Genomic DNA, 20,680 nt, shown 5'->3' with positions numbered 1-20,680 from the left:
AGAGTTTGTAATGACAGATAAAAAAATACTAGGTGATGAAAGAAGGGAACTGATTCTTCATTGGCTTAAAACGAATCAAGAACCCATTACTGGTAGTGAGCTTGCTGCAAAAACAAATGTGAGCAGACAAGTGATTGTTGGAGATATTACTTTGCTAAAGGCAAAAAATGAGCCTATTATTGCAACAAGTCAAGGCTACATTTATTTGAAACAATCATCTCCTAAAACCACTTTTGAACGGACGATCGCATGTTTTCATACTCCTGATAAAACAGAGGACGAATTAAATTTATTAGTAGATCATGGAGTTATAGTTAAGGATGTTAAAATTGAACACCCTGTTTACGGAGATTTAACCGCATCCATTATGGTATCGAATCGCAGTGAAGTTCAACAGTTTATGGAAAAAGTTCGATCAACAAAAGCTTCTTTCTTATCAGAACTTACTGATGGAATCCATCTTCATACGATATCAGCGTATTCAGAAGAAACACTTAACCGAGCAGAACTAGCTTTGAAAAACGCAAATTTTTTAATTGAACAATGACTTTTTACGAACATTTAATTCAAAAACAAGCCATGTAAAAAGGATCCTTTACTCGGATCCTTTCTCTATTTGAAAATATGGATAGCTGCCTAACACTTCTACCCCGCAACCTAATGCTTCTAATTCAGCCATTGCACCAGGAATTAATACATCATCCATTTGCCCTTCAATATCGATTATGAAGAAGTAGTTTCCTAGACCTGTTTTCATTGGTCGAGATTCGATCTTAGACAAGTTCAGCTTTCTCCAAGCAAAAGCAGACAAAACTTGATGAAGAGCACCAGAACGATCGGAAGGTAATGTAACCATAACGGTTGTCTTATAGCCCTTTTGGGGAAGATGGGTATCCGTTATCTCAAAGGTATCCTTCGCCAAGATGATAAAGCGGGTATGGTTAAAATTAAAGTCATGGATATTGGATTTTGCAATCGTCAATCCGTATTCCTTTGCCGCTAAATCATTTGCAATGGCAGCCATCTTATTGTCAGGGTGCTCAAGCAAATATTTAGCTGCTGCAGCCGTTGATGTCATATTTTCACAAGGAATGCCTTTAAATGTTGAATGTAAAAATTTATGACACTGAGCGATGGCATGAGAATGGCTATAAATAATCTCTACATCTTCCCAATTCTCTTTATGGTTTGGATGGACGAGTAAATGTTGTTTGATTGGGGCAGTAATTTCCCCCACTATTGGAAGCTTCATCTCATGAACCAGGTAGTCTAACGTGATATTAACTGATCCCTCTAAAGCATTCTCAACAGGAACTAGGGCTAAATCTGTCTTTTCCTCCATGACAGCATCTAAACAGTCTGGAATAGTCATGTAAGGAATAGCCTCAAAACTAGGGAACATTTCGCGCACAGCTAAATCAGTAAATGTAGCTTTTGGCCCCAGGAATGCTACTTTCATAATCTCCCCTCCATCTAATTATTTAAAAATTCAGTTATGTATAAACAAAAAATTTGGGCTAGAAACCAGTAGTTTTAAGCTCCTGATCCTAGCACCTCTACTTTTTCAACAAATTCTAATTTTCTAAGTAAGGTAAGTAATTCATCAATTTCCATAGACATATCTCCAGTATTTAAAGAAAGGGTCACGTTCGCTCTACCTTGTAGAGGAATCGTTTGATGAATCGTTAAAACATTACAGCCTGCTGAAGCAACCACACTCAATAGATGTGAAAGTGTTCCAGAACGGTCTTCAAGATGAAAAAACAATGAAATCAAACGTTCTTTTACTACCGTATGAAAAGGGAATACGGTATCTCGATATTTATAAAAGGCACTTCGACTCAAGTCTACTTTTTGAACAGCATCCCAAACAGAATCTACTTTCCCCCGATCAAGCATTTCCTTCGCTTCAATCGTTTTTTTCATCGCCTCAGGCAAAACATCTTCTCTGACTAAATAAAACTTTTTATCATATTTATCATTTCGCATTTCTCCACCCCATTAGAAAAAGCGTGTATTTTTGTTGTGAATAAGTAACGAAAAAAATATAGAAAAAGGAACGCGGACTAAGATCCACGTCCTTTTATTTTGGGCTCATGAAAAGAGCTTAATCAATAAACTCAAACTCATATTCCAACAGTTTTACGATATCCCCGTGTTTTGCTCCTCTTTCACGAAGTGCATCGTCTACGCCCATTCCGCGCAGCTGACGAGCAAATCTTCTTACGGATTCGTCTCTTGAGAAGTCTGTCATTTTGAATAGACGCTCAATGGCTTGTCCTGAAACAACATAGCTTCCATCAGGATCTCTTGTGATGATGAACTCTCTTTGCTCACCTTCGTGTTTGTAAACTACACGATTAATTCCTTCTTCTTCATTTTCTTCTTCATGGATAAGAGGGAATTCAGGTGTAACTTCGATTTTATCTGCGATAGCAAATAGTAGGTCTCTTAATCCCTGCCTAGTAATAGCTGAGATAGGGTAAATTGGATAATCTTCTTGTAGCTGGGATTTAAATTTCTCTAAATTCTCTTCCGCTTCAGGCATATCCATTTTATTTGCCACGATGATTTGTGGTCTTTCTGTTAAACGTAAGTTGTATTCTTTTAATTCCTTGTTAATGGTTAAGTAGTCCTCGTAAGGATCTCTTCCTTCCATTGCAGCCATGTCAATTACATGGACAATAACTCTTGTTCTTTCGATATGTCTTAAGAATTGGTGTCCAAGTCCAACCCCAGAGTGTGCGCCTTCGATTAATCCAGGTAGATCAGCCATAACAAAGCTTCTGCCATCATCTGTTTCTACCATCCCTAAGTTAGGTGCGATTGTTGTGAAATGGTATTCAGCAATTTTAGGTGTTGCAGCTGATACAACGGATAGTAGAGTAGACTTACCAACACTAGGGAAACCTACTAAACCAACATCGGCAAGTAGTTTTAGTTCAAGAACAACATCTCTTTCTTGACCTGGCTCTCCATTTTCAGATAATTCAGGAGCAGGGTTAGCTGGAGTAGCAAAGCGAGAGTTTCCTCTTCCGCCTCTTCCACCTTTAGCAATGACTGCTCGTTGTCCGTGTTCAACTAAATCAGCTATAACTTCCTTCGTTTCTGCATCTGTTACAATGGTACCTGGTGGAACTTTTACAATCATATCCTTTGAGTTTTTACCATGTTGACCTTTAGACATTCCATGCTCTCCGCGTGGTGCCTTAAAGTGACGTTGGTAGCGGAAGTCCATTAAAGTACGAAGACCTTCTTCTACTTCAAAAACAACATCTGCTCCTTTACCGCCATCTCCACCAGCTGGACCGCCTTTTGGAACATATTTTTCACGGCGGAAGGCAACCATTCCATTACCACCGTCTCCACCTTTAACATAAATCTTGACCTGATCGACGAACATACTTTGTTCCTCCCGTCTGTAGTATGTAGAAGTTTAATATCACATGACGAGAATCGCTCTGTTGCCATTACTCACTGAATGGCAAAAACACTTCTAGTGCGAGTTCCTGTTCTGAGACTTCATGAACATTTACTTCCATAGATGATTCTCTACTTAAGAATTCCATCAATTGTTCCTTCTCTGTTATTATTCCTCTAAAATCAAAAAAGAAACGGGTTCCATTTGATTGCTGTTCTATTGTCACTGATAAGTAATTTTCATGGAAAGTTTTTACACATGAATTGAGAATTTCAAAAAATGAAGATGTCCAATTCGTAATGATGTCATCACTGATCAAACGATTGCGGTTAGCTGAATCATCCAGAACCTCAAACTCTACCTGAAACGAGTGACTTTCCCAATTATAGGTGAGAAGCAAAGAGGCAAACTGAGGGATTTTCATGTTAGAAAGCTTGGATTGTTCTTGAGCTTCTACTACGATTTCATTAATAATTTCCTTAGCTCGATCAATTTTATTTAAAGCAAGATTACCTTTAATTAATTGAATTTTATTTAACCAATCATGGCGAGCGTGACCTAACACCTCAACCGTTGTCCAGTTTTTTTTCATATATGCACTCCTACTTTTACTACTGAAAAATGGATGTTATTTTTTATTTAGTTATTAATTGTAAATAGTCTGAGTTGATTGTAGCGGAGGGCACTTGACTCCTGCAGGATTAGAGGGAATGGGAGACCCCACAGGCGGTACGCCGAGGAGGCTCCCATCCCTCCCTGCGGAAAGCAAGTGCCTGGAGCGGAAATCAACGGGCAAAATATCGGGCTCAAATCTCAATAAAATAACTAATCAAAAACGGTCTTATTTATATAAAAAGATTGCTCTACTGCCATTTCTACCAATAATTTCAGAAGACTACATGGTGTTAGTATATCAAAAATGTATGAATGCGTAAGCTATTTTTCATAAATGTGGGAAAATAGATCATTATGTATGATAACTTAAATAACAAAACACTTAATTACATTATGAACGAAAAACTGAATGATAAGTATGTATGAGTAAACAAATTATATCAAAAAGAAAACTCTAACCACTAATGGTTAGAGTTTTCTCCATAAGCTTAAGCTTCTTGAGCTGTAGGGTATACGCTCACTTGTTTGCGGTCACGTCCTAAACGTTCGAACTTAACAACACCATCAACTTTCGCGAATAGCGTGTCGTCGCCACCTTTACCAACGTTTACACCTGGATAAATCTTAGTACCACGTTGACGGTAAAGGATAGAACCACCAGTTACGAATTGACCATCTGCACGCTTAGCGCCTAAACGCTTAGCGATAGAGTCACGTCCGTTCTTTGTAGAACCTACTCCCTTTTTAGAAGCGAAAAACTGAAGATCTAATCTTAACATTTATTCCACCTCCAACTGTTTAAAAGTTAGTTTTATATGTTTTGCGTAATCTCTCTCAATCGTTTGCAATGAAACAACCATGCCTTCAAGCAAAAGCTGAACTTTCTCTTGTGTATCCGAAGAGAGATTACTCGGAATGACACATCGGAGAAAGCCACCTTCACCTTGCTCAATGCCTGGTTCCACTCCTGTTAGAGCGATAACAGAGTTAATAGCTCCGAATGAAACAGCAGAAACTCCCGCACACACGATATCATTACCGTGATTAGCGAAAAGTGCATGACCACTCAAAGTGAACGATTGTATACGTCCAGATTCAGTACGATAAATAGTCGTTTGAATCATCATAAACCGCCTTAAGCGTTGATTTTTTCAATAACAACTTTAGTGTATGGCTGACGGTGACCTTGCTTTTTACGGTTGTTTTTCTTCGCTTTGTATTTGAAAACAATGATCTTTTTAGCACGACCTTGCTTTTCAACTTTAGCTGTAACAGAAGCACCTTCTACTACAGGGCTACCAACTTTAACGTTTTCGCCACCAACGAATAAAACTTTGTCAAAAGTAACTGTTTCACCAGCTTCAGCGTTTAGCTTTTCGATGTAGATAGCTTGACCTTCTTCTACACGTACTTGCTTACCACCAGTTTCGATAATTGCGTACATGAACTGCACCTCCTCTTAGACTCAGACTCGCCATCCCCAGGCGTTTTGCAAAGGCAAAAGCTTAAGACCTGTTCTGTGCGGTTGTAGCACGGGTGCTACAATATAACATGAAAATACTATCATAATTAGGCTAATGATGTCAATAAGAAAATCAATAACAAATGTATGATAATAAAAGGTTTTAGCCCCCATTTGTAGGAATGGAGGCTAACTTTAATGTTTATTCTACCCTTTATTCATTCTAGATTCAATGTCCTTAATATTCCCTAACTGTAAAATGGTGTAATAAGGTTTGCTGTGATTCATTATATAAAAATAAATATTCATTCCCAGTATCTCTTGTAACCTTAAAAGATGAATATTTTGTTCACCGGAGAAAATATGTTCAACTTCTGCCGTTGTTTCTATCAGCACAGCTTCATACTCCCCTTGCCGATACTCCCACAGTTCTCGTTCTAACTGAAAGGCGATCGTTTCAGGACTCATGACCCTACCTGTTCCTTCACAAACGGAACACTTTGTCGTTAAAGTTTCAGATATGGAATTCTTTGTTTTTTTCCTTGTTAATTGTAGAATTTCTAGACTAGTAAATCCAACCACTCTTGTTCTTCTATCATCTTTATAAAGGGCTGATTCCATCCTCCGCTGCACTCTTTGCCTGTCTTCATTCTCTTTCATGTCGATAAAGTCGATAAGTATGATGCCAGCAAGGTCCCTTAAACGAATTTGTCTAGCAATCTCTTCTGCTGCAAGCTCATTCGTTTTTACAACCGTATCTCTTAAATCACTTTTTCCAGAGAATTTTCCCGTATTGACATCAACCACTGTAAGTGCCTCTGTTTCATCAAAAATAAGATAAGCACCATTGGAAAGCCAGACTATTTTTTTCAGTGCTTTTTCTAATTCTAAATTTAAACCAAGTGATGAGAATAAATCTTCTTTCTTTTGATAAAATTGTACGGTGACGTCTTCTCTGTTATTATGTTTTGTTATCTGATTTTTTAAATCTAATTGGTCAACGATGGCTTCACCAGTATCCATTTTACTCATTACTTCTAAGATTTCTTCTATAAATGTATTTCTCTCAAGGAGAATACCAGCTTTTTTCATCGTTTTAGACATTTGAATGATTTCTTCATACTCATGCCTTAATTCAGTGATTTCATTCATTATTTCGTCTGGCGTCTGATTCTCACAAGAAGTTCTAAAAACAAACCCCTCGTGCTCTCTTTTCTGCTCATGTCCAAATTGTCTCCAGGCTTCCCTTACAGTGTCGGATTGAATTTTTTTGGAAACGGCAATATAAGCTCCATTAGGCATATAGACAACGGAAGAACCGTTAAACTCAATGATACCAGACAATCTTGGGCCTTTATTCCCAGTAGCATCTTTTTCCACTTGAACTAGGATTTTTTCCCCTTGGTGAGCGAAGGAAGAAATTCCTTTTGAGGCTTTACTTGCTTCAGTTGATGTAACAAATGAAGCCAGCTTATCACGATGCAAATAACCATTTTTCTCTTCACCAATATCAACAAAAACAGCATTCATGCCAGGAAGAACCTTCGTCACAACACCTAAATAAATATTGCCCACAGACGTTTGCTGTTCTGGTTGTTGAATCACTAATTTCTCTATTTTATTTTCTTTCAGTAATGCATACCTTTTTTCTCTTCCAACATAATTGACTACTAGTCGATCCACTTTAATATCCTCGCTTTATCCGCTTATCTCCCTCCTATTATCCCCTCTTAATATTGGTAAATCAAATCTCCTACTTTTGTGGTTAAAAGCTTATCCGTGAAGTATGCATGCAGCAGCTCATTTTCATCAATGGTCGCTTTTTCTTTACCATTTTTCTCAATGATAATAGGGTGCTTGTAGCCTCGTTGAAAACGTTCTAACACTTGAATCACTAATTCGTCTTCCCTGACTTTTAGCGGCTTTAAAGCACGAAGATCATTGTTTTTACCATAATGCCTTTCTAAAAGGAAACGAATAAAGACATATGGACTTTGTTTCCATTCGTGGTATAAAGAAAAAATTAAGAAAGAGAGTACAATCCATACGTTTAAATTGAGCGGCTCTGTCAGAAGAACAGCCATAATAAAAACAGCAATAGAACTTGCTGAAATGATAAGGGTCTTATTAAAAGCTGCAGGAAAGGAATCCTTTAAAGAAAGCCATAAAAAGATTAATTTCCCACCGTCTAATGGCCATATAGGTAGCAAGTTAAAAATGAGGATCATTAAATTATATTGGATGAACAGATGATAAAGATTTTCTGGCAAAAGATAAAATTCATACAAGGCAAAAGCAAGACCCATCATCCATATATGTTGGAGTGGTCCTGCTAAAATAACAATTGCTTCTTCCTTAAGTGGTCGATTCCCATGCTCATCCATTTCAGCTACACCACCAAAAGGAAGAAAGGAAATTTTCTTTATTCTCCACGAAAAAAAAGATGCTGCAACCGCATGTCCCATTTCATGTATGAAAATAATCAAAAGAAGTAGGGAAAGTTCAATAAAATGTGCGGTTGCAACAGCTAGAGCAACAACTAACCACAATAGTGGATGGATATGAATTTTTCTCAAAACTTGAACGATGTTAGTCAAATTGTATCACCTGGATCGGGTCTATAAAGTCATCACCTTTTTTTATAGCAAAATAAAAAGTCCCTTTTGTTCCATCCGCACCATCGGATGCTTTTCCAACACTATTACCCTTTTCAATAAACTCATATAAAGTAACGTCAATAGAGTCTAAGTTTCCATACCAAGTTTCACTTTTGTCGGCGTGTTGAACAATAACGGTCTTACCAAATCCTTCCTTGCTTCCAGTAAATCGTACAAATCCCTCATTCATCGCTTCAACAGGAGACCCTTTAGCCGTTTCAATGGTAATTCTTTGCCCGTTTGAGCCAAACTCCTCTAGAATCTTTCCGGAAGCTGGTAAAGCATACTGCTGTGTTAACTGTGGCTCCTCTTCTGCTTCCTTATCTTTCGTAAAAGGTAGCAATGCCAGTGGCTTACCAAATTGATCTTCATACCAATCCGAAATAGCAGCAAACTGAAAATCCTTTTCCATTGAGCTTGTAACAAAATTACGTACCGAATTTAACGATTCACCCTCATTTCGAAAAATAATAGCAATTACTAAAAATAAGCAAGCAGAAGCTAACACTTTAAATAGAAAAATCTCTTTTCGGAATAAAGGATGGGCCCCCTCATCAGGACCTCCTTCATAAGAAGATATTCTATCAAAACCATGCTTCTCTTCTTCCTCCGCCCAGAGCATCTGTTTATAATTTACGGTTCTCGGTCTAGAAGAATTTCCAGCCAGTCTCTCTCTTTCCCTTTTGCGCTTTTCGATCCTTCTCCGAATATCATCTCTACTAGAACGCATCTTTCCCCCACCTATCCATTAACCTTTTGTACAAGTCTATGAGTTGTCCAAGGGGAATATGACTAGGAGATTGATAAAATATCGAGTTGGACGTAAAAGACGCAATCAGACAAAAAAACTAGAAAACAAAAACCGAGGGAGGTTAATCTCCACTCGGTTATTTCACACCAAAAAACTTTTTAATTTTCGAAAACATTCCACTATTTTGGTCTTCTAATTGTTGTAAAGGCACAGACTCTCCTAAGATACGTCTGGCAATATTACGGTAGGCAATCGATGCTTTTGAATTCGGATTATGAGCAATTGGCTCACCATGGTTGGAGGCCTTAATTACTTCATCATCATCGGCAACAATCCCAATTAAATCAATTGATAAATGGGTAGTCACTTCATCCACATCTAGCATATCACCGTTTTTCATCATATGGCTACGAATACGGTTGATGACTAAACGAGGAGGTTCAATTCCCTCTTCTTTTTCTAAAAGACCAATAACACGGTCAGCATCGCGTACAGCTGAAACCTCAGGAGTTGTAACAACAATCGCTCGATCTGCACCTGCAACGGCGTTTTTATAGCCTTGTTCAATCCCTGCTGGACAGTCGATTATAATATAATCGTACTCTTGCTTTAAATCGTCTACTAGTTTTTTCATTTGTTCTGGCTGAACCGCTGTTTTATCAGCTGTTTGTGCTGCTGGAAGTAAGTAGAGAAGATCATCAAAACGTTTATCTTTTACTAAAGCTTGATGAACTTTACATCTTCCCTCTACTACATCTACTAAATCATAAATAATACGGTTTTCAAGCCCCATTACTACGTCTAAATTTCTAAGTCCGATATCTGTATCAACTAAACAAACACGTTTTCCTTGAAGGGCCAAAGCCGTACCAATATTTGCCGATGTTGTCGTCTTACCAACACCGCCTTTACCAGAAGTAACAACAATTGCTTCTCCCACTTTAGCGTCCCCCTTCCAATCTAGTTAAATTAGGTCTAAGATGCATTAAAACTTGTAATCTATCAATTACAATTTGCTCATTTTCGTCTATGTAAGCACATTCCATTTCTCGTCTATCATCATCCTGCATCATATCTGGAGCTCGATTCAGACAGTGACTAATTCTTAATTGTGAAGGCTTCATGATGGATGCAGCTATAACTGCACTTGTGTTTCCTTTACATCCTGCATGGGCCATTCCTTTTAAAGCACCCATAACAAATATATTCCCGCCAGCTACAACGGTGCCCCCTGGATTCACGTCACCGATAAGTAATAAATCACCAGGTACCTCTAAGACTTGTCCAGAACGAATGATTCTACTAACGGAAACAATTTCCGTTTCTTCTTTGCTTTTTTCCGCTTCTTCATAGGTCAGAACATTAGAATGAATAGAATCGCCTACTAGATTCTTCTTCTTTCTAATTAATTGACTAAGCTCTTCTTTTTGTTCCTCTGTTAAATAACGGTTTCCTACTTGTACATTCACAGTAATTAACGGAGTATCCTCATGTGAACGAGAGTTTTCCGTTAGTTTTGCGTCCAATTCTTTTTTTAACTCATCATAGGAACACATATCATCTAGATGTAGTGTTAATCCTGACTTCGTTCCCTTTATTAGCACGTTTTGTGTTTTTTTCATTTCAAGATGTTCACCTCAATAGAAACCCATTGTGCTCTTTAGTGAAGACTGCGCCCGTAATGGCAAGGATAAAGTTAACCGCTCTAAGAGAGTATAAATACCCTCCTATGAGCGATTTATAAACAAGCAGCCGTAAGAACACTAAATTGACACATTGCTTTCTTATTCCAGTTATATTAGGCGCAAGCTAGACGAATCTGAGTTTACCTAATTAGAATTCGACATTCACTAGAAAAAATCCTCTTACAATTATATTTTATCAGGAATGATGAACTACAAGCTAGATAAATCAGTTAAGATCCTCATTATTTTTACTCGGTACTATTATTCATTGGTAATGGCAGCCGTATATTTCTCAAATGTACGCTTTAAAGGGTACGCAAAAATAATGGCAAAAGCCAAATTTAAAATAATAGTAGGTAGCAATCTCAACTGTAAAAATGAGGTGAAGTCCATCGTTGTTAGCTTAATTAAATAAATGATCTCATAAACACTTAGTTCCAGTAAGGCTACACCAATTAAAGAAACGACAGTAACAATAACAATATGAGAATGAAAAACCTTCATAATCTTTGAAACGATATAAGCCACTAAAGGGAACATAAATAAATATATCCCTATAATTTCTGTATAAACAATATCAAACAATAATCCAAAAATAAAAGCATAGATAATTCCTTGATTTCTAATTCCATATATCGTTAAAAACAGGATAGCGATGATTAAAAATCGAGGAACTAAAATATTGGCACTATTAAACAACTCAGCCGGTAACAACTCTACGAAAATACTTTCTATTATAAAAAGGATTAGGAATATGGTAGGAAGAAGAAATTTCCTCACAGTTCCTCCTCCTTCTCATCAATCATTTCTCCTAAATCTGGTTGAAGCATCTCTCTTTTAACGACCATAACGTGCTCAATATCATAGAAGTTGGCCCCTGGCTTTAAATAAGCTGTTTGATTTAAGCCGTATTCGTCAGGAACAACCTCAACAACTTTTCCAATAGGAAGTCCTCTTGGAAAAATCCCACCAAGTCCTGATGTCATAACTAGCTGATTTTTTTCTATTTTCGCTTCATAAGGAATACGTTTCATTTTTAACAGTTCACGGTCTTTATCGTATCCCTCAATTGTTCCGTAATACGTTTTCGCTCCACCTTCAATGCGAGCTGAGATTCGATTGGTAGGATCCATTGCACTTAAAAGTTGAATCGTTGAAGTAAATTGACGAGTACTCTTTACTTTTCCTATCAATCCATTAGCTGTAATAACAGCCATATTACGTTTAATTCCATTGATTTCACCTTGATCAATAATTAACAACTCATGCCAACGATCTGGATTCCTACCAATTACCGTAGCTTGAATTGGTTTAAAAGCACTCAAGGTATCTTGTTTATCTAAAATTTCTCTTAGTTCTTTATTATCTTTTGTTAATTGTTGAACATCAGCTTCTAGCTTAGCTAGACCATCTAATCTTGCTTTTAATTGTTTATTTTCATCATAAGTATTTTGCAAGTCTGTAACATTTTCGAAAAAGCCAGCAACAAAATGTGCAGGCCTTGAAAATATAGTTTGAACCCAACCCGTTGTATCTTTTACAAACTGTTCCGGCCAGGTTAACCGATCTCGATCTCTTAAAGAAAAACCTATTAATGCCACGAGAATAATGATGCTGACGAGCAAAATAATCAGGCGTTTGTTCAAGAAGAACTGTGGCATTTCTAACACCTCGTTTAATTTTGTCCGTTTAGGCGCCTTTTACGATCAAGGCGCCCTCACATATGTTAGCGAGAATCTCTAGCTTTATTTTTAAATAAGTGAATATGATCTAGTGCTTTACCTGTTCCAATTGCCACACAATCAAGTGGATTTTCAGCGATTAATACAGGCATATTGGTTTCTTCACTGATTACTTTATCTAAGTTACGTAACAATGCACCGCCACCCGTTAGAACAATTCCACGGTCCATAATATCGGCTGCTAGTTCTGGTGGAGTTTTTTCTAATGTAACCTTAACGGCATCAACAATCGCATACACCGTATCATGTAAAGCATGAGAAATCTCTTTTGCGCTAATTTCAATGGTTTTCGGTAATCCTGTTAACAAGTCACGTCCACGGATTTCCATGTTTTCAATGCCTTCAGGGTCTCCAGCGCTACCAATTTCAACTTTAATAGCCTCTGCTGTACGGTCACCAATTAACAGATTATATGTTTTTCTAATATAATTTACCATGGCATCATCCATTTCGTCGCCAGCCACTCGAATCGATTGGCTTGTTACAATCCCGCCTAATGAAATGATGGCAACCTCTGTTGTACCTCCACCAATGTCAACAACCATACTACCAGTAGGTTCCCATACCGGAAGATTAGCTCCAATAGCAGCTGCAAATGGTTCTTCAATCGTATAAGCATCTCTTGCTCCCGCTTGACGAGTAGCATCAATAACAGCGCGCTCTTCAACAGCTGTAATTCCCGATGGAACACAAACCATCACATATGGCTTCCCTGAGAACATGCTTTTATTTTTTAAAGCCTGTCTTATGTAATATTTCATCATTACAGCCGTTGTTTCATAATCCGCGATAACTCCATCTTTCATTGGACGTAATGCCACTACATTTCCTGGTGTACGACCAATCATGTTTTTCGCATCATTACCGACAGCAACGATATTCTTAGTATCTGTTTGTAACGCAACAACGGAAGGTTCTCGTACGACGATCCCTTTCCCCTTCACGTAAACAAGTGTATTTGCCGTTCCTAAATCAATACCAAGATCTCTAGTACCAATTCCAAACATAGTTGTATCTCCCTTTCTGATACGATTCAAAGATAAGGTATTTATACCCGCTTTAATCAGTTTTTATAGTAAAAATGGTAATTTTATTTGAAAATAAAAGAGTTTAAAGCCTTTTGACTTCGAAGGATGCTACATGGGTAGTCTCAATTTGAAGTAATAATCTCTATGTGGATAAACTCTCTGTGGTAAAAATCACAAACATCATTATAACGTAACACCTGTTAAAATCATAGTGTTATACATATCCTTTTTCTTTCATGCTGACAAATTTGTTTTCACCAATGATGATATGGTCTAATAGGTCAATTCCTAAAAGTTTTCCGCACTCTAACAATCGTTTCGTTACCTCAATGTCCTCTCTACTTGGAGTTGGATCTCCGGATGGATGATTATGGGCACAAATGATCGAAGCAGCCGACCGACGAAAAGCTTCTTTAAAAACTTCCCTCGGGTGAACGATAGATGCATTCAGGCTTCCAATAAAAACGGTTTTCTTATGCAATACTTGATTTTTTGTATTAAGGTAAATACAAACAAAGTGTTCTTGAGATAAGAATCTCATATCATGCATCACATAATTTGCTCCATCCTCTGGAGACCTGATTACGTAACGGTCATTATATGCTAAGTTTGCAACCCTTCTACCTATTTCCACTGCAGCCAATACTTGTATAGCTTTAGCCTTTCCAATGCCTTTTATTTCAGTTATTTCATCTAAGGTAGCATCTTTCAACAAGCGTAAGCCTTCAAAGTGTGCTAAAAGACGATTGGCTAATTGTAGTACAGACTCATCCTTTGTTCCTGTTCGAAGCAGTAGAGCAATTAATTCGTGATTCGATAAACTTTCTGGACCATTTTTTTCAAACCGTTCCCTCGGACGATCCTCCTCAGGAAAATCTTTAATCATCATCAATTCTGTCTGCAAATAAAATTCCTCCCTTACCGACTAGTGGAAGGGAAGTCTCCTTTTTGAAATCAACTAAATAGGAAAAGGAAAACCTAGCTTCTTTAATTCTCGAACCGTTCTTGACACTGGTAGTCCTACGACAGCAAAGTAATCTCCGGAAATTTCTTTTACAAGTGTACTTCCAAAACCTTGAATACCGTACCCTCCAGCTTTATCAAACGATTCACCGGTGTTAACGTAACTGTTGATTTCTTCATCCGTTAACTCCCAAAACACCACATCGGTTTTTTCATAAAATTGGATGTCTTTATCTGGTGTTACAATGGAAACTCCCGTAAATACAGAGTGGGTGGTGCCTGAGAGCATTTTAATCATTTTAAATGCTTCAGCATGACTAGAAGGCTTTCCTAGAACTTGTCCTTCTGCAACGACAACCGTATCAGAGCCAATCACAAAAGAAGTTGGATATGAGGTTGCCACAAATTTTGCTTTCCTAGAAGCTAACTCCATAACAATTTCTTCTGGCGATAACACAGGATTGTAGCTTTCATCAACGTCACTACTGGAGACTTCAAATGGTATTTGAAGATTTTCAAGAAGTTCTTTTCGACGTGGAGAAGAAGAGGCTAAAATGAGGGAATGCATAAAATCACCTTACCTTTATTATTTCTATCGTATAGGGAGATACAACTTTATCGTAACAGACTTTAATAGATGAAACAATTTCCAACTGGGCTATTTCTAAAAATTATTTACGCATATATTAAGACGAATCAAGACTATAGATAGTTTCAGTTAAAACGAAAAAGAGCCTGTCGAATCAATCGACTAGACTCTCGTACTTTGTCCTATTTCCCGGAAAATATTCGAGTGGTGTAGAAATTTAGTACTAGAACATTTTGCACATTATAAAGCTTGATAGATGGCTAAGAAGTTTAATAGAGATTGTTGGAGGTCTTTCTCTACTTTTGGTTCTTTCTTTTTTCCATAGCTATTAACATGAATGATGGCATTGTCTAGTTCTTGTTTTAACTGTTGCAGTTCTTTTACTTTAATGTTTTTACTATCTATAGTGCTCCAGGCTTTGGCTTGTTCATTGATTGTTGCTAATAATTCATTTGAGATACTATTGGATAGGCTAATTTCTGCCGTTCCTTCAATTAACACTTCATACAGGGCGGGGGCTAGTTTTAGTAGTTCGCTCTCTACTTTACTACTGCTTTTCAAAGTACCTCCGCCGAAATCTACTTCCTTTGCAAAGGAATCTATTCCAGATTCTTTACCTAAGGTTTTTGCATTTTCTATATTGTCAGCGAGACCAATGAATAGGGCTGTCTGGTTGTTGATGTTAATTACTCTCGTTGGTACTCCTTTTTTTGAAACGGCTTCTTCTGCTTGATTCGCAGCATCTGTCGTACTAAAAACTCCACCTTGAACTATATATGAGGTAATAGTAGGGACTTCAACCTCAGAGGTTTCTGCTGCTGTTCCACCCTTATTCTCTTCTTTATCACCTGAATTATTATCAATAGCTACTCCAGGAGGAGTCGCGGTCTCTACTATTTTTTCCGTGATGACTAATTTAAGCATAATAAACCCAAAACTAGTTCCTAATAAAACAGCAAAAAAGACAGCAAAAAAGATAGAAGGAATAATACCATTGCGATTTTTTTTCTTAATAGAAGTAGAGAGGCCTTTCCAACCTTTCCCCTTTGGTGGTTTATTATTATTACTAGCAATTTTATATTCTTTTATATCCATATCGTCTTGATCATTTAGCTCTGGTAAAATCCAATCAAATTGGTCATCTTCAGCTTCTTGAGCAGCAGCGATTTCTTGGAAAGCGAGGGTTTCCTCCATTTTTGGAGAAACCTTTTCTTTCTTTTCTACCAAATCTTCTTGTGCTCTTATGCTTTCTTCTTCATTCCTATTTTCTTTCGCTTTGTTTTTCTCCTCAATCGGACGGTTTTTACCATTTATTTTAATTGTAATTGTTTTATGTTCAGACTTGTCCAAGAGCGTCCTCTCCCTCCGTGTCGATTGCTGGTTTGTATGTAATCCTATCATAATGACAAAAAAAAATAACAAGACTTTTGTCGTCTTGTTATAGAATGATTTCGTCAAATTTTTTAATCATTATTGACAATTAGCTTCGTTGAAAGATGACCTATTAAGATGGGGGACTCTTCTCCATCTTTAGTACATAGGTTTCGCCTTTCTCCTTTAAAACAGACAGCTTGTACTGTTTCTCCTTCAACAATAACATATGAACCATTCGTTTCCGGGTCGAGGAGATTTCTCGTGTCTGGATCTTTAATCATTTCAATATAGTCCTCATTGAATAATTCTTCATAGGTTATCTTGTTGTCAAGAATTGACTTATTTTGCAACATTCTTTCCTTTAAATAGTAACGGGCAGAATCTACTAAAGTATAAGAATTAGCAACTATTGCTTGATCACGAGCTTTCCCAATGACATTGAGTATAGAAATGACAGCAATAGCAGAAATTATTCCTAAAATTACAATCACCGCTAGTAATTCTATTAAAGTGAGACCTTTTTGGTTTTTTAAATATTTCAACTAGAACATTCCCCTCACTAAAGGCTATTCTCAGCTTTTAGCTACACTGGGTATTAGGTGTTAATCAATTAGCTTCTTCGGTGTCTTCACTATCAGTAAAATCACTAAAGCTGTTTAACGGGTTTTTTTTCTTGCTAGGTTTTGGAGCATCAATCTGTGGAAGCTCATTAATCAAATCTGTCAGCATAGGCATATAAAAAGCTGAAATCGATAATGTGTAAGTTAGCGGTTCATCTGGTTGTTCCAAATTTGTAATTTCTTCAGTACCTGTAAAATCAATTTTTTCAACAACTGTTATTCGTTCATTTCCTTCAATAGCTTGGATAAATTTCTCTAATTCGTAGTAACTTGGAGACTCAACAGTTAGATTAACTGTAACCTTTTTTACCCCTGATGGAAGAGGGATTGTATTATTCAATACATCATTTTCATTTCCCTTTTCTTCAAGGTCAACTTCAATCTCAGTTTCCGAGTCTACTTCTTCAGTTAGCTCTGTTAGCTCCCCATCCCCAAAGTCCATATTAATAATAAAGCTATCGGAAATGACTTCCGCCTTTTCTATTTGTAATAATAGCTTTTCAGTTAATAACTTCACTGGTACCAGTTTTTGAAGCTCTGTTGTGCTTTCAAATGTACTAGAATTTGTTTCACTAATTTTATTCTGAATTACCGATAGTAATTGTTCTTCTGTCTTCAGCTGCTTTACCTTATTATCAATTTCATTTTGTTTCGGTTGAATATAAAGAAAATATACTCCACCAAATAAAGATAGTAATAATGCTATAGATAGAATCGAAATTACTTTATCTCTAGACGATAACTTGTTCAAGAATCTTCTCCTCCTTGCTCCGAAGATTCTGTATTATCACTACTATCCAATTCTTCTTTTATGATTTGTTTATTAATTAATAATTTATATTCCCCAATATATCGTGGGGTGTATTTGATGATTTCGTCAGATTCTAAATCATCCATTTCTTGTTGTTCATTTAATTCTTTTGTAGTAACTGTTTCTAGGAAAACTTCATTAATCCAGTTAGAATCTAGTAAATTTTTTAAATAGAATGCAGCTTCTCTACTAGTATCAAATTGTACAGTTAATTTTATCTCTCCAGTTTCTTCATAAGTAAAAGACTGAATGAACCCCCGTTCTGGTAGTAAGCCAGTAAGATGTTTTATTAGAGGAATTGTCTTTATCGGATATTCTTTTGCCCAATTTACAGCATTTTTTAATTCAGTAACGGAATTTGACTCTTCAAATTCAATTATTTTCTGCTGCTCCTCAGCAATCACTTGCTGAGTTCTATTAATTTCATTGGTTATACTAGTAATTTCCTTATCATAAGAACCTTTTAACAAATATAATGAAGTCACTCCGGAAATTAGGATTATTCCCAATAAGATTACTAGCATTAGGAGGGTTTTATTTTTTGGTTCCTTTGTGGGTAAGAGATTTATGTCTACAAGCATGGCTACACCTCTTTTAATGCTAGTCCCAAAGCAAGGTAGTGGGATAATGGCAGTGCTTCATTTTTATCATTTAAAAAGGTTTCATTTTGAACGGTTTCAACGGATACATCAAACCGTCCTTCCAATTCAGTAATTATCAGAGATATTAGTGGGTGGTCACCGATTACTAGTATTTTAGTAACACTTTTTTTTCCATGATTTAATGTATATCTATAGAAATCCATAAGTTTACTAATTTCCTTATAGATGTCCTCAAACTGATAATTAAAAGTGTTGGTGTTTCCAATATAATTTAATTCATAAACTCCGTCTTGATTCAGTTTAAAATGCCAATTTTCTTCAAGAAACTCAGGTTGTAGATGATGCATGAGGATAGGCACATGTTTATCAAAAATACTTATATTTACTGTAGTTATATCGAATTGTACAGCCATTATCTGCTCATCAATATTGGTTTGTCCTAAATGGTAATATAGACGATATAAAGCCAGCGGTGAAACCTCCGCGCTAACAGGTGTTAATTTTAATTCGGTAAAGAGATTAGAATATTCCATTACTCTTTCTTCCGGAGCAGCAAATATAAGAATTTCTTTTTTATCATTGTTCTTTGACAATACTACAGCATCAAATACTGGTTCCTCAAAAGGAAGGTGAATACTAGACCCAAGCTCTAAATACAAATACCCTTTAATTTCATCGTCCTTTACATCAAGAGGGATATTTACTTTACGTATAATTACACAAGCATCCGGGACTAAAAACCTAACTTGTCTTTTACGTATTTTCCAATCATATATACACTCTTCTAATATATTAGACAGCGATTCGTAATCATTGATTTTCCCTTGAGTAATAATACCCTGTGGCAAAAATCGCTCCCCCCATTGATGGACAGTAGGGATTCGCGAATTTTTTAATTCGACGTAACGTATAGAATGATCATTTATAATTAAATTTATAATACGATTTTTAGATGGAAAGAGGGAGAAAGCCATATAAATTACCCCTTATTTTACAGTCCTGATGATAATAGATTTAAGTATGCGTTAATAATTTCACTACCAAAGTAATATGCTATCAAAGTCCCAACAGCAATAAAAGGGCCAAAGGGAATTGGCTCTCCTTTTTTTAATAATTTGAATGATAAGCCAATTATTCCAAATATTGCTCCAAATAGAGTGGCTAGAAAGAAGGATAGAGCTAGCGTCTTCATACCCACAACGAAACCAACTAAAGCAAATAGTTTTATATCTCCTCCACCCATTCCACCCTTACTAATTACAGCAATAAATAGAAGAGTAGAAAATCCTATAACGGCACCTAGAATTGAGTCCCACCAAGGATTAAGTGGAAAGAAAAAACGTTCAATTAAAAAAATCCCTGTAAACACTAGTAAAATTTTATCAGGGATAAGCATATAAGTTAAATCGGAAACAAATATAATAATAAATAATGAGATTAAAGTTAGTGCTATGAAAAGTTCTCCAGACCACCCTACAATAAGTGGTGCTGTTGCAAACAATATACCAGTCGAAAGTTCCATAATAGGATAAATGGGCGAAATGCGTGTCTTGCAGACACGGCATTTCCCCCTTTGGATTAAGTAAGAAAACACTGGGATCAACTCGATTGCGGTTAGTTGATGATGGCAATTTGGACAAGCTGACCTTGGTGCTACTATTGATTTTTTAATTGGGATTCTAAGGCCTACTACGTTGTAGAATGAACCGAGTAAAATGCCCAATATGAATAAGCAAGTACTAACTAAAGAAACCATATTATCTTACATTTGATCTCTTTAGATCTTCCTCTGATACTGCATTTCCAGTATCAAGCTTAACACCACGTTTTGAGTTAATTAGCTTTACCTTGTATGTTAACTTGTTATTACTATCGCTATTTATCGCTACAAAAGATTCATTAGCCGGACCCGTAGTAGCAGGATTTGTTACATCTGAGCCTGCTCTTAAATACGTGGTACTATTTCCATCCGGATCTTTTAATGTTTCTATATATCCTTGATCTTCAAGGTATTTTAATGTTACTATTGTCATGCTCCCAGCATTTGGAATAAGAGACTTATCCGATGTAACAGCTATTTTAGTGGAATTAATCATCTGCTGAGCATTCGCAACATGTGCATCCTTCTTAGAGTTATCTATTAACCCACCAATACTAGGCACTGCAATCGCAGCAATAATCCCCAAAATAACAACAACAGCTAGTAACTCGATTAAAGTCAATCCACGCTCATTTTTCAAACGTGCTTTTAAAGTCTTAAACATTTTACCCTCTCCTTTTCCTTAGTAAAATTTCACTATGATAATTGTACTCTATCAAAAATTGTATTATATTTAAAGCTTTTTCTATACAGTAAAATG

General features: G+C 36.6%; 25 protein-coding genes and 1 other annotated feature. Of the genes, 1 reads left to right on the top strand and 24 read right to left on the bottom strand.

Annotated features, from left to right (window positions below; genetic code table 11):
- Positions 1-10: 10 nt before the first annotated feature.
- Positions 11-547 carry a transcription repressor NadR gene (locus SM124_RS03595; RefSeq protein WP_322445372.1) on the top strand — a complete coding sequence of 179 codons (537 nt, stop codon included), beginning with the start codon at positions 11-13 and terminating at the stop codon, positions 545-547.
- Between the two features lie 48 nt (positions 548-595).
- On the opposite strand, the gene pheA is transcribed toward SM124_RS03595, so the two are convergent.
- The 24 genes from pheA to SM124_RS03475 all read right to left on the bottom strand — a co-directional run bounded on the left by pheA (position 596) and on the right by SM124_RS03475 (position 20,584).
- Positions 596-1,459, bottom strand: coding sequence for a prephenate dehydratase (pheA, locus tag SM124_RS03590; RefSeq protein WP_322445371.1), 864 nt, complete (start codon positions 1,457-1,459; stop codon positions 596-598).
- 74 nt (positions 1,460-1,533) lie between these two features.
- Complete coding sequence (gene thrR / locus SM124_RS03585) at positions 1,534-1,989, bottom strand: transcriptional regulator ThrR (RefSeq protein WP_322445370.1); 456 nt, start codon at positions 1,987-1,989, stop codon at positions 1,534-1,536.
- 118 nt (positions 1,990-2,107) lie between these two features.
- Positions 2,108-3,403, bottom strand: a complete 1,296-nt coding sequence (gene obgE, locus SM124_RS03580; protein ID WP_322445369.1) for a GTPase ObgE — start codon at positions 3,401-3,403, stop codon at positions 2,108-2,110.
- Between the two features lie 67 nt (positions 3,404-3,470).
- Positions 3,471-4,013, bottom strand: coding sequence for a Spo0B C-terminal domain-containing protein (locus SM124_RS03575; RefSeq protein WP_322445368.1), 543 nt, complete (start codon positions 4,011-4,013; stop codon positions 3,471-3,473).
- A gap of 511 nt (positions 4,014-4,524) precedes the next feature.
- The gene (gene rpmA, locus SM124_RS03570; protein ID WP_077214115.1) at positions 4,525-4,815 is read right to left on the bottom strand and encodes a 50S ribosomal protein L27; all 291 of its coding nucleotides are present in this window, start codon (positions 4,813-4,815) and stop codon (positions 4,525-4,527) included.
- The gene (locus tag SM124_RS03565) at positions 4,816-5,160 is read right to left on the bottom strand and encodes a ribosomal-processing cysteine protease Prp (protein ID WP_322445501.1); all 345 of its coding nucleotides are present in this window, start codon (positions 5,158-5,160) and stop codon (positions 4,816-4,818) included. It abuts the gene before it with no gap.
- A gap of 11 nt (positions 5,161-5,171) precedes the next feature.
- Positions 5,172-5,480: a 50S ribosomal protein L21 gene (gene rplU, locus SM124_RS03560; RefSeq protein ID WP_322445367.1), complete on the bottom strand. Its 309-nt coding sequence runs from the start codon at positions 5,478-5,480 to the stop codon at positions 5,172-5,174.
- A 13-nt stretch (positions 5,481-5,493) separates the two neighbouring features.
- Positions 5,494-5,573: a sequence feature (ribosomal protein L21 leader region), on the bottom strand.
- 132 nt (positions 5,574-5,705) lie between these two features.
- Positions 5,706-7,181, bottom strand: a complete 1,476-nt coding sequence (locus SM124_RS03555) for an Rne/Rng family ribonuclease (protein WP_322445366.1) — start codon at positions 7,179-7,181, stop codon at positions 5,706-5,708.
- A 47-nt stretch (positions 7,182-7,228) separates the two neighbouring features.
- On the bottom strand, positions 7,229-8,095 hold the full coding sequence (locus tag SM124_RS03550; RefSeq protein WP_322445365.1) for a M50 family metallopeptidase: 867 nt from the start codon (positions 8,093-8,095) through the stop codon (positions 7,229-7,231).
- Positions 8,088-8,885 (bottom strand): peptidoglycan DD-metalloendopeptidase family protein, encoded by a 798-nt coding sequence (locus SM124_RS03545; protein WP_322445364.1) that lies wholly within the window; start codon positions 8,883-8,885, stop codon positions 8,088-8,090. The genes SM124_RS03550 and SM124_RS03545 overlap by 8 nt, the downstream gene beginning before the upstream one ends.
- A gap of 157 nt (positions 8,886-9,042) precedes the next feature.
- Entirely contained in the window at positions 9,043-9,846 is an 804-nt protein-coding gene (gene minD / locus SM124_RS03540) for a septum site-determining protein MinD (protein ID WP_322445363.1), read from the bottom strand.
- 1 nt (position 9,847) lies between these two features.
- Positions 9,848-10,528 carry a septum site-determining protein MinC gene (gene minC, locus SM124_RS03535; RefSeq protein WP_322445362.1) on the bottom strand — a complete coding sequence of 227 codons (681 nt, stop codon included), beginning with the start codon at positions 10,526-10,528 and terminating at the stop codon, positions 9,848-9,850.
- A 324-nt stretch (positions 10,529-10,852) separates the two neighbouring features.
- Positions 10,853-11,371, bottom strand: a complete 519-nt coding sequence (mreD, locus tag SM124_RS03530; RefSeq protein WP_322445361.1) for a rod shape-determining protein MreD — start codon at positions 11,369-11,371, stop codon at positions 10,853-10,855.
- Entirely contained in the window at positions 11,368-12,252 is an 885-nt protein-coding gene (gene mreC, locus SM124_RS03525) for a rod shape-determining protein MreC (RefSeq protein ID WP_322445360.1), read from the bottom strand. Before mreC ends, mreD begins: the two co-directional genes overlap by 4 nt.
- Before the next feature lie 65 nt (positions 12,253-12,317).
- Positions 12,318-13,340, bottom strand: a complete 1,023-nt coding sequence (locus tag SM124_RS03520; protein WP_322445359.1) for a rod shape-determining protein — start codon at positions 13,338-13,340, stop codon at positions 12,318-12,320.
- Positions 13,341-13,575: 235 nt separating this feature from the next.
- Positions 13,576-14,250 (bottom strand): RadC family protein, encoded by a 675-nt coding sequence (gene radC, locus SM124_RS03515; RefSeq protein ID WP_407691374.1) that lies wholly within the window; start codon positions 14,248-14,250, stop codon positions 13,576-13,578.
- Positions 14,251-14,319: 69 nt separating this feature from the next.
- On the bottom strand, positions 14,320-14,892 hold the full coding sequence (locus SM124_RS03510; RefSeq protein ID WP_322445357.1) for a Maf family protein: 573 nt from the start codon (positions 14,890-14,892) through the stop codon (positions 14,320-14,322).
- A 261-nt stretch (positions 14,893-15,153) separates the two neighbouring features.
- Positions 15,154-16,263 (bottom strand): stage II sporulation protein B, encoded by a 1,110-nt coding sequence (locus SM124_RS03505; RefSeq protein WP_322445356.1) that lies wholly within the window; start codon positions 16,261-16,263, stop codon positions 15,154-15,156.
- 113 nt (positions 16,264-16,376) lie between these two features.
- Entirely contained in the window at positions 16,377-16,829 is a 453-nt protein-coding gene (locus SM124_RS03500) for a prepilin-type N-terminal cleavage/methylation domain-containing protein (protein WP_322445355.1), read from the bottom strand.
- A 64-nt stretch (positions 16,830-16,893) separates the two neighbouring features.
- Positions 16,894-17,658 (bottom strand): pilus assembly protein PilO, encoded by a 765-nt coding sequence (locus SM124_RS03495; protein WP_322445354.1) that lies wholly within the window; start codon positions 17,656-17,658, stop codon positions 16,894-16,896.
- Complete coding sequence (locus SM124_RS03490; RefSeq protein ID WP_322445353.1) at positions 17,655-18,299, bottom strand: PilN family protein; 645 nt, start codon at positions 18,297-18,299, stop codon at positions 17,655-17,657. The genes SM124_RS03495 and SM124_RS03490 overlap by 4 nt, the downstream gene beginning before the upstream one ends.
- A gap of 2 nt (positions 18,300-18,301) precedes the next feature.
- Positions 18,302-19,294 carry a type IV pilus biogenesis protein PilM gene (gene pilM / locus SM124_RS03485; protein WP_322445352.1) on the bottom strand — a complete coding sequence of 331 codons (993 nt, stop codon included), beginning with the start codon at positions 19,292-19,294 and terminating at the stop codon, positions 18,302-18,304.
- A 17-nt stretch (positions 19,295-19,311) separates the two neighbouring features.
- A complete protein-coding gene (locus SM124_RS03480; RefSeq protein ID WP_322445351.1) occupies positions 19,312-20,076 on the bottom strand; it encodes a prepilin peptidase in 765 nt (254 codons plus the stop codon).
- Position 20,077: 1 nt separating this feature from the next.
- Positions 20,078-20,584: a prepilin-type N-terminal cleavage/methylation domain-containing protein gene (locus SM124_RS03475; RefSeq protein ID WP_322445350.1), complete on the bottom strand. Its 507-nt coding sequence runs from the start codon at positions 20,582-20,584 to the stop codon at positions 20,078-20,080.
- Positions 20,585-20,680: the final 96 nt, after the last annotated feature.

The sequence above is a fragment of the Robertmurraya mangrovi genome (assembly GCF_034427655.1).
Classification (GTDB): Bacteria; Bacillota; Bacilli; order Bacillales; family Cytobacillaceae; genus Robertmurraya_A; species Robertmurraya_A mangrovi.
This window is presented reverse-complemented; position numbering and strand designations above follow the sequence as displayed.

Excerpts from the sequence above, each read along its gene's own strand:
- SM124_RS03595 (WP_322445372.1), top strand. The coding sequence starts at position 11 with ATGACAGATAAAAAAATACTAGGTGATGAAAGAAGGGAACTGATTCTT.
- pheA (WP_322445371.1), bottom strand. The coding sequence starts at position 1,459 with ATGAAAGTAGCATTCCTGGGGCCAAAAGCTACATTTACTGATTTAGCT.
- thrR (WP_322445370.1), bottom strand. The coding sequence starts at position 1,989 with ATGCGAAATGATAAATATGATAAAAAGTTTTATTTAGTCAGAGAAGAT.
- obgE (WP_322445369.1), bottom strand. The coding sequence starts at position 3,403 with ATGTTCGTCGATCAGGTCAAGATTTATGTTAAAGGTGGAGACGGTGGT.
- SM124_RS03575 (WP_322445368.1), bottom strand. The coding sequence starts at position 4,013 with ATGAAAAAAAACTGGACAACGGTTGAGGTGTTAGGTCACGCTCGCCAT.
- rpmA (WP_077214115.1), bottom strand. The coding sequence starts at position 4,815 with ATGTTAAGATTAGATCTTCAGTTTTTCGCTTCTAAAAAGGGAGTAGGT.
- SM124_RS03565 (WP_322445501.1), bottom strand. The coding sequence starts at position 5,160 with ATGATTCAAACGACTATTTATCGTACTGAATCTGGACGTATACAATCG.
- rplU (WP_322445367.1), bottom strand. The coding sequence starts at position 5,480 with ATGTACGCAATTATCGAAACTGGTGGTAAGCAAGTACGTGTAGAAGAA.
- SM124_RS03545 (WP_322445364.1), bottom strand. The coding sequence starts at position 8,885 with ATGCGTTCTAGTAGAGATGATATTCGGAGAAGGATCGAAAAGCGCAAA.
- minC (WP_322445362.1), bottom strand. The coding sequence starts at position 10,528 with ATGAAAAAAACACAAAACGTGCTAATAAAGGGAACGAAGTCAGGATTA.
- mreC (WP_322445360.1), bottom strand. The coding sequence starts at position 12,252 with ATGCCACAGTTCTTCTTGAACAAACGCCTGATTATTTTGCTCGTCAGC.
- SM124_RS03520 (WP_322445359.1), bottom strand. The coding sequence starts at position 13,340 with ATGTTTGGAATTGGTACTAGAGATCTTGGTATTGATTTAGGAACGGCA.
- radC (WP_407691374.1), bottom strand. The coding sequence starts at position 14,250 with ATGATGATTAAAGATTTTCCTGAGGAGGATCGTCCGAGGGAACGGTTT.
- SM124_RS03510 (WP_322445357.1), bottom strand. The coding sequence starts at position 14,892 with ATGCATTCCCTCATTTTAGCCTCTTCTTCTCCACGTCGAAAAGAACTT.
- SM124_RS03490 (WP_322445353.1), bottom strand. The coding sequence starts at position 18,299 with ATGCTTGTAGACATAAATCTCTTACCCACAAAGGAACCAAAAAATAAA.
- pilM (WP_322445352.1), bottom strand. The coding sequence starts at position 19,294 with ATGGCTTTCTCCCTCTTTCCATCTAAAAATCGTATTATAAATTTAATT.
- SM124_RS03480 (WP_322445351.1), bottom strand. The coding sequence starts at position 20,076 with ATGGTTTCTTTAGTTAGTACTTGCTTATTCATATTGGGCATTTTACTC.
- SM124_RS03475 (WP_322445350.1), bottom strand. The coding sequence starts at position 20,584 with ATGTTTAAGACTTTAAAAGCACGTTTGAAAAATGAGCGTGGATTGACT.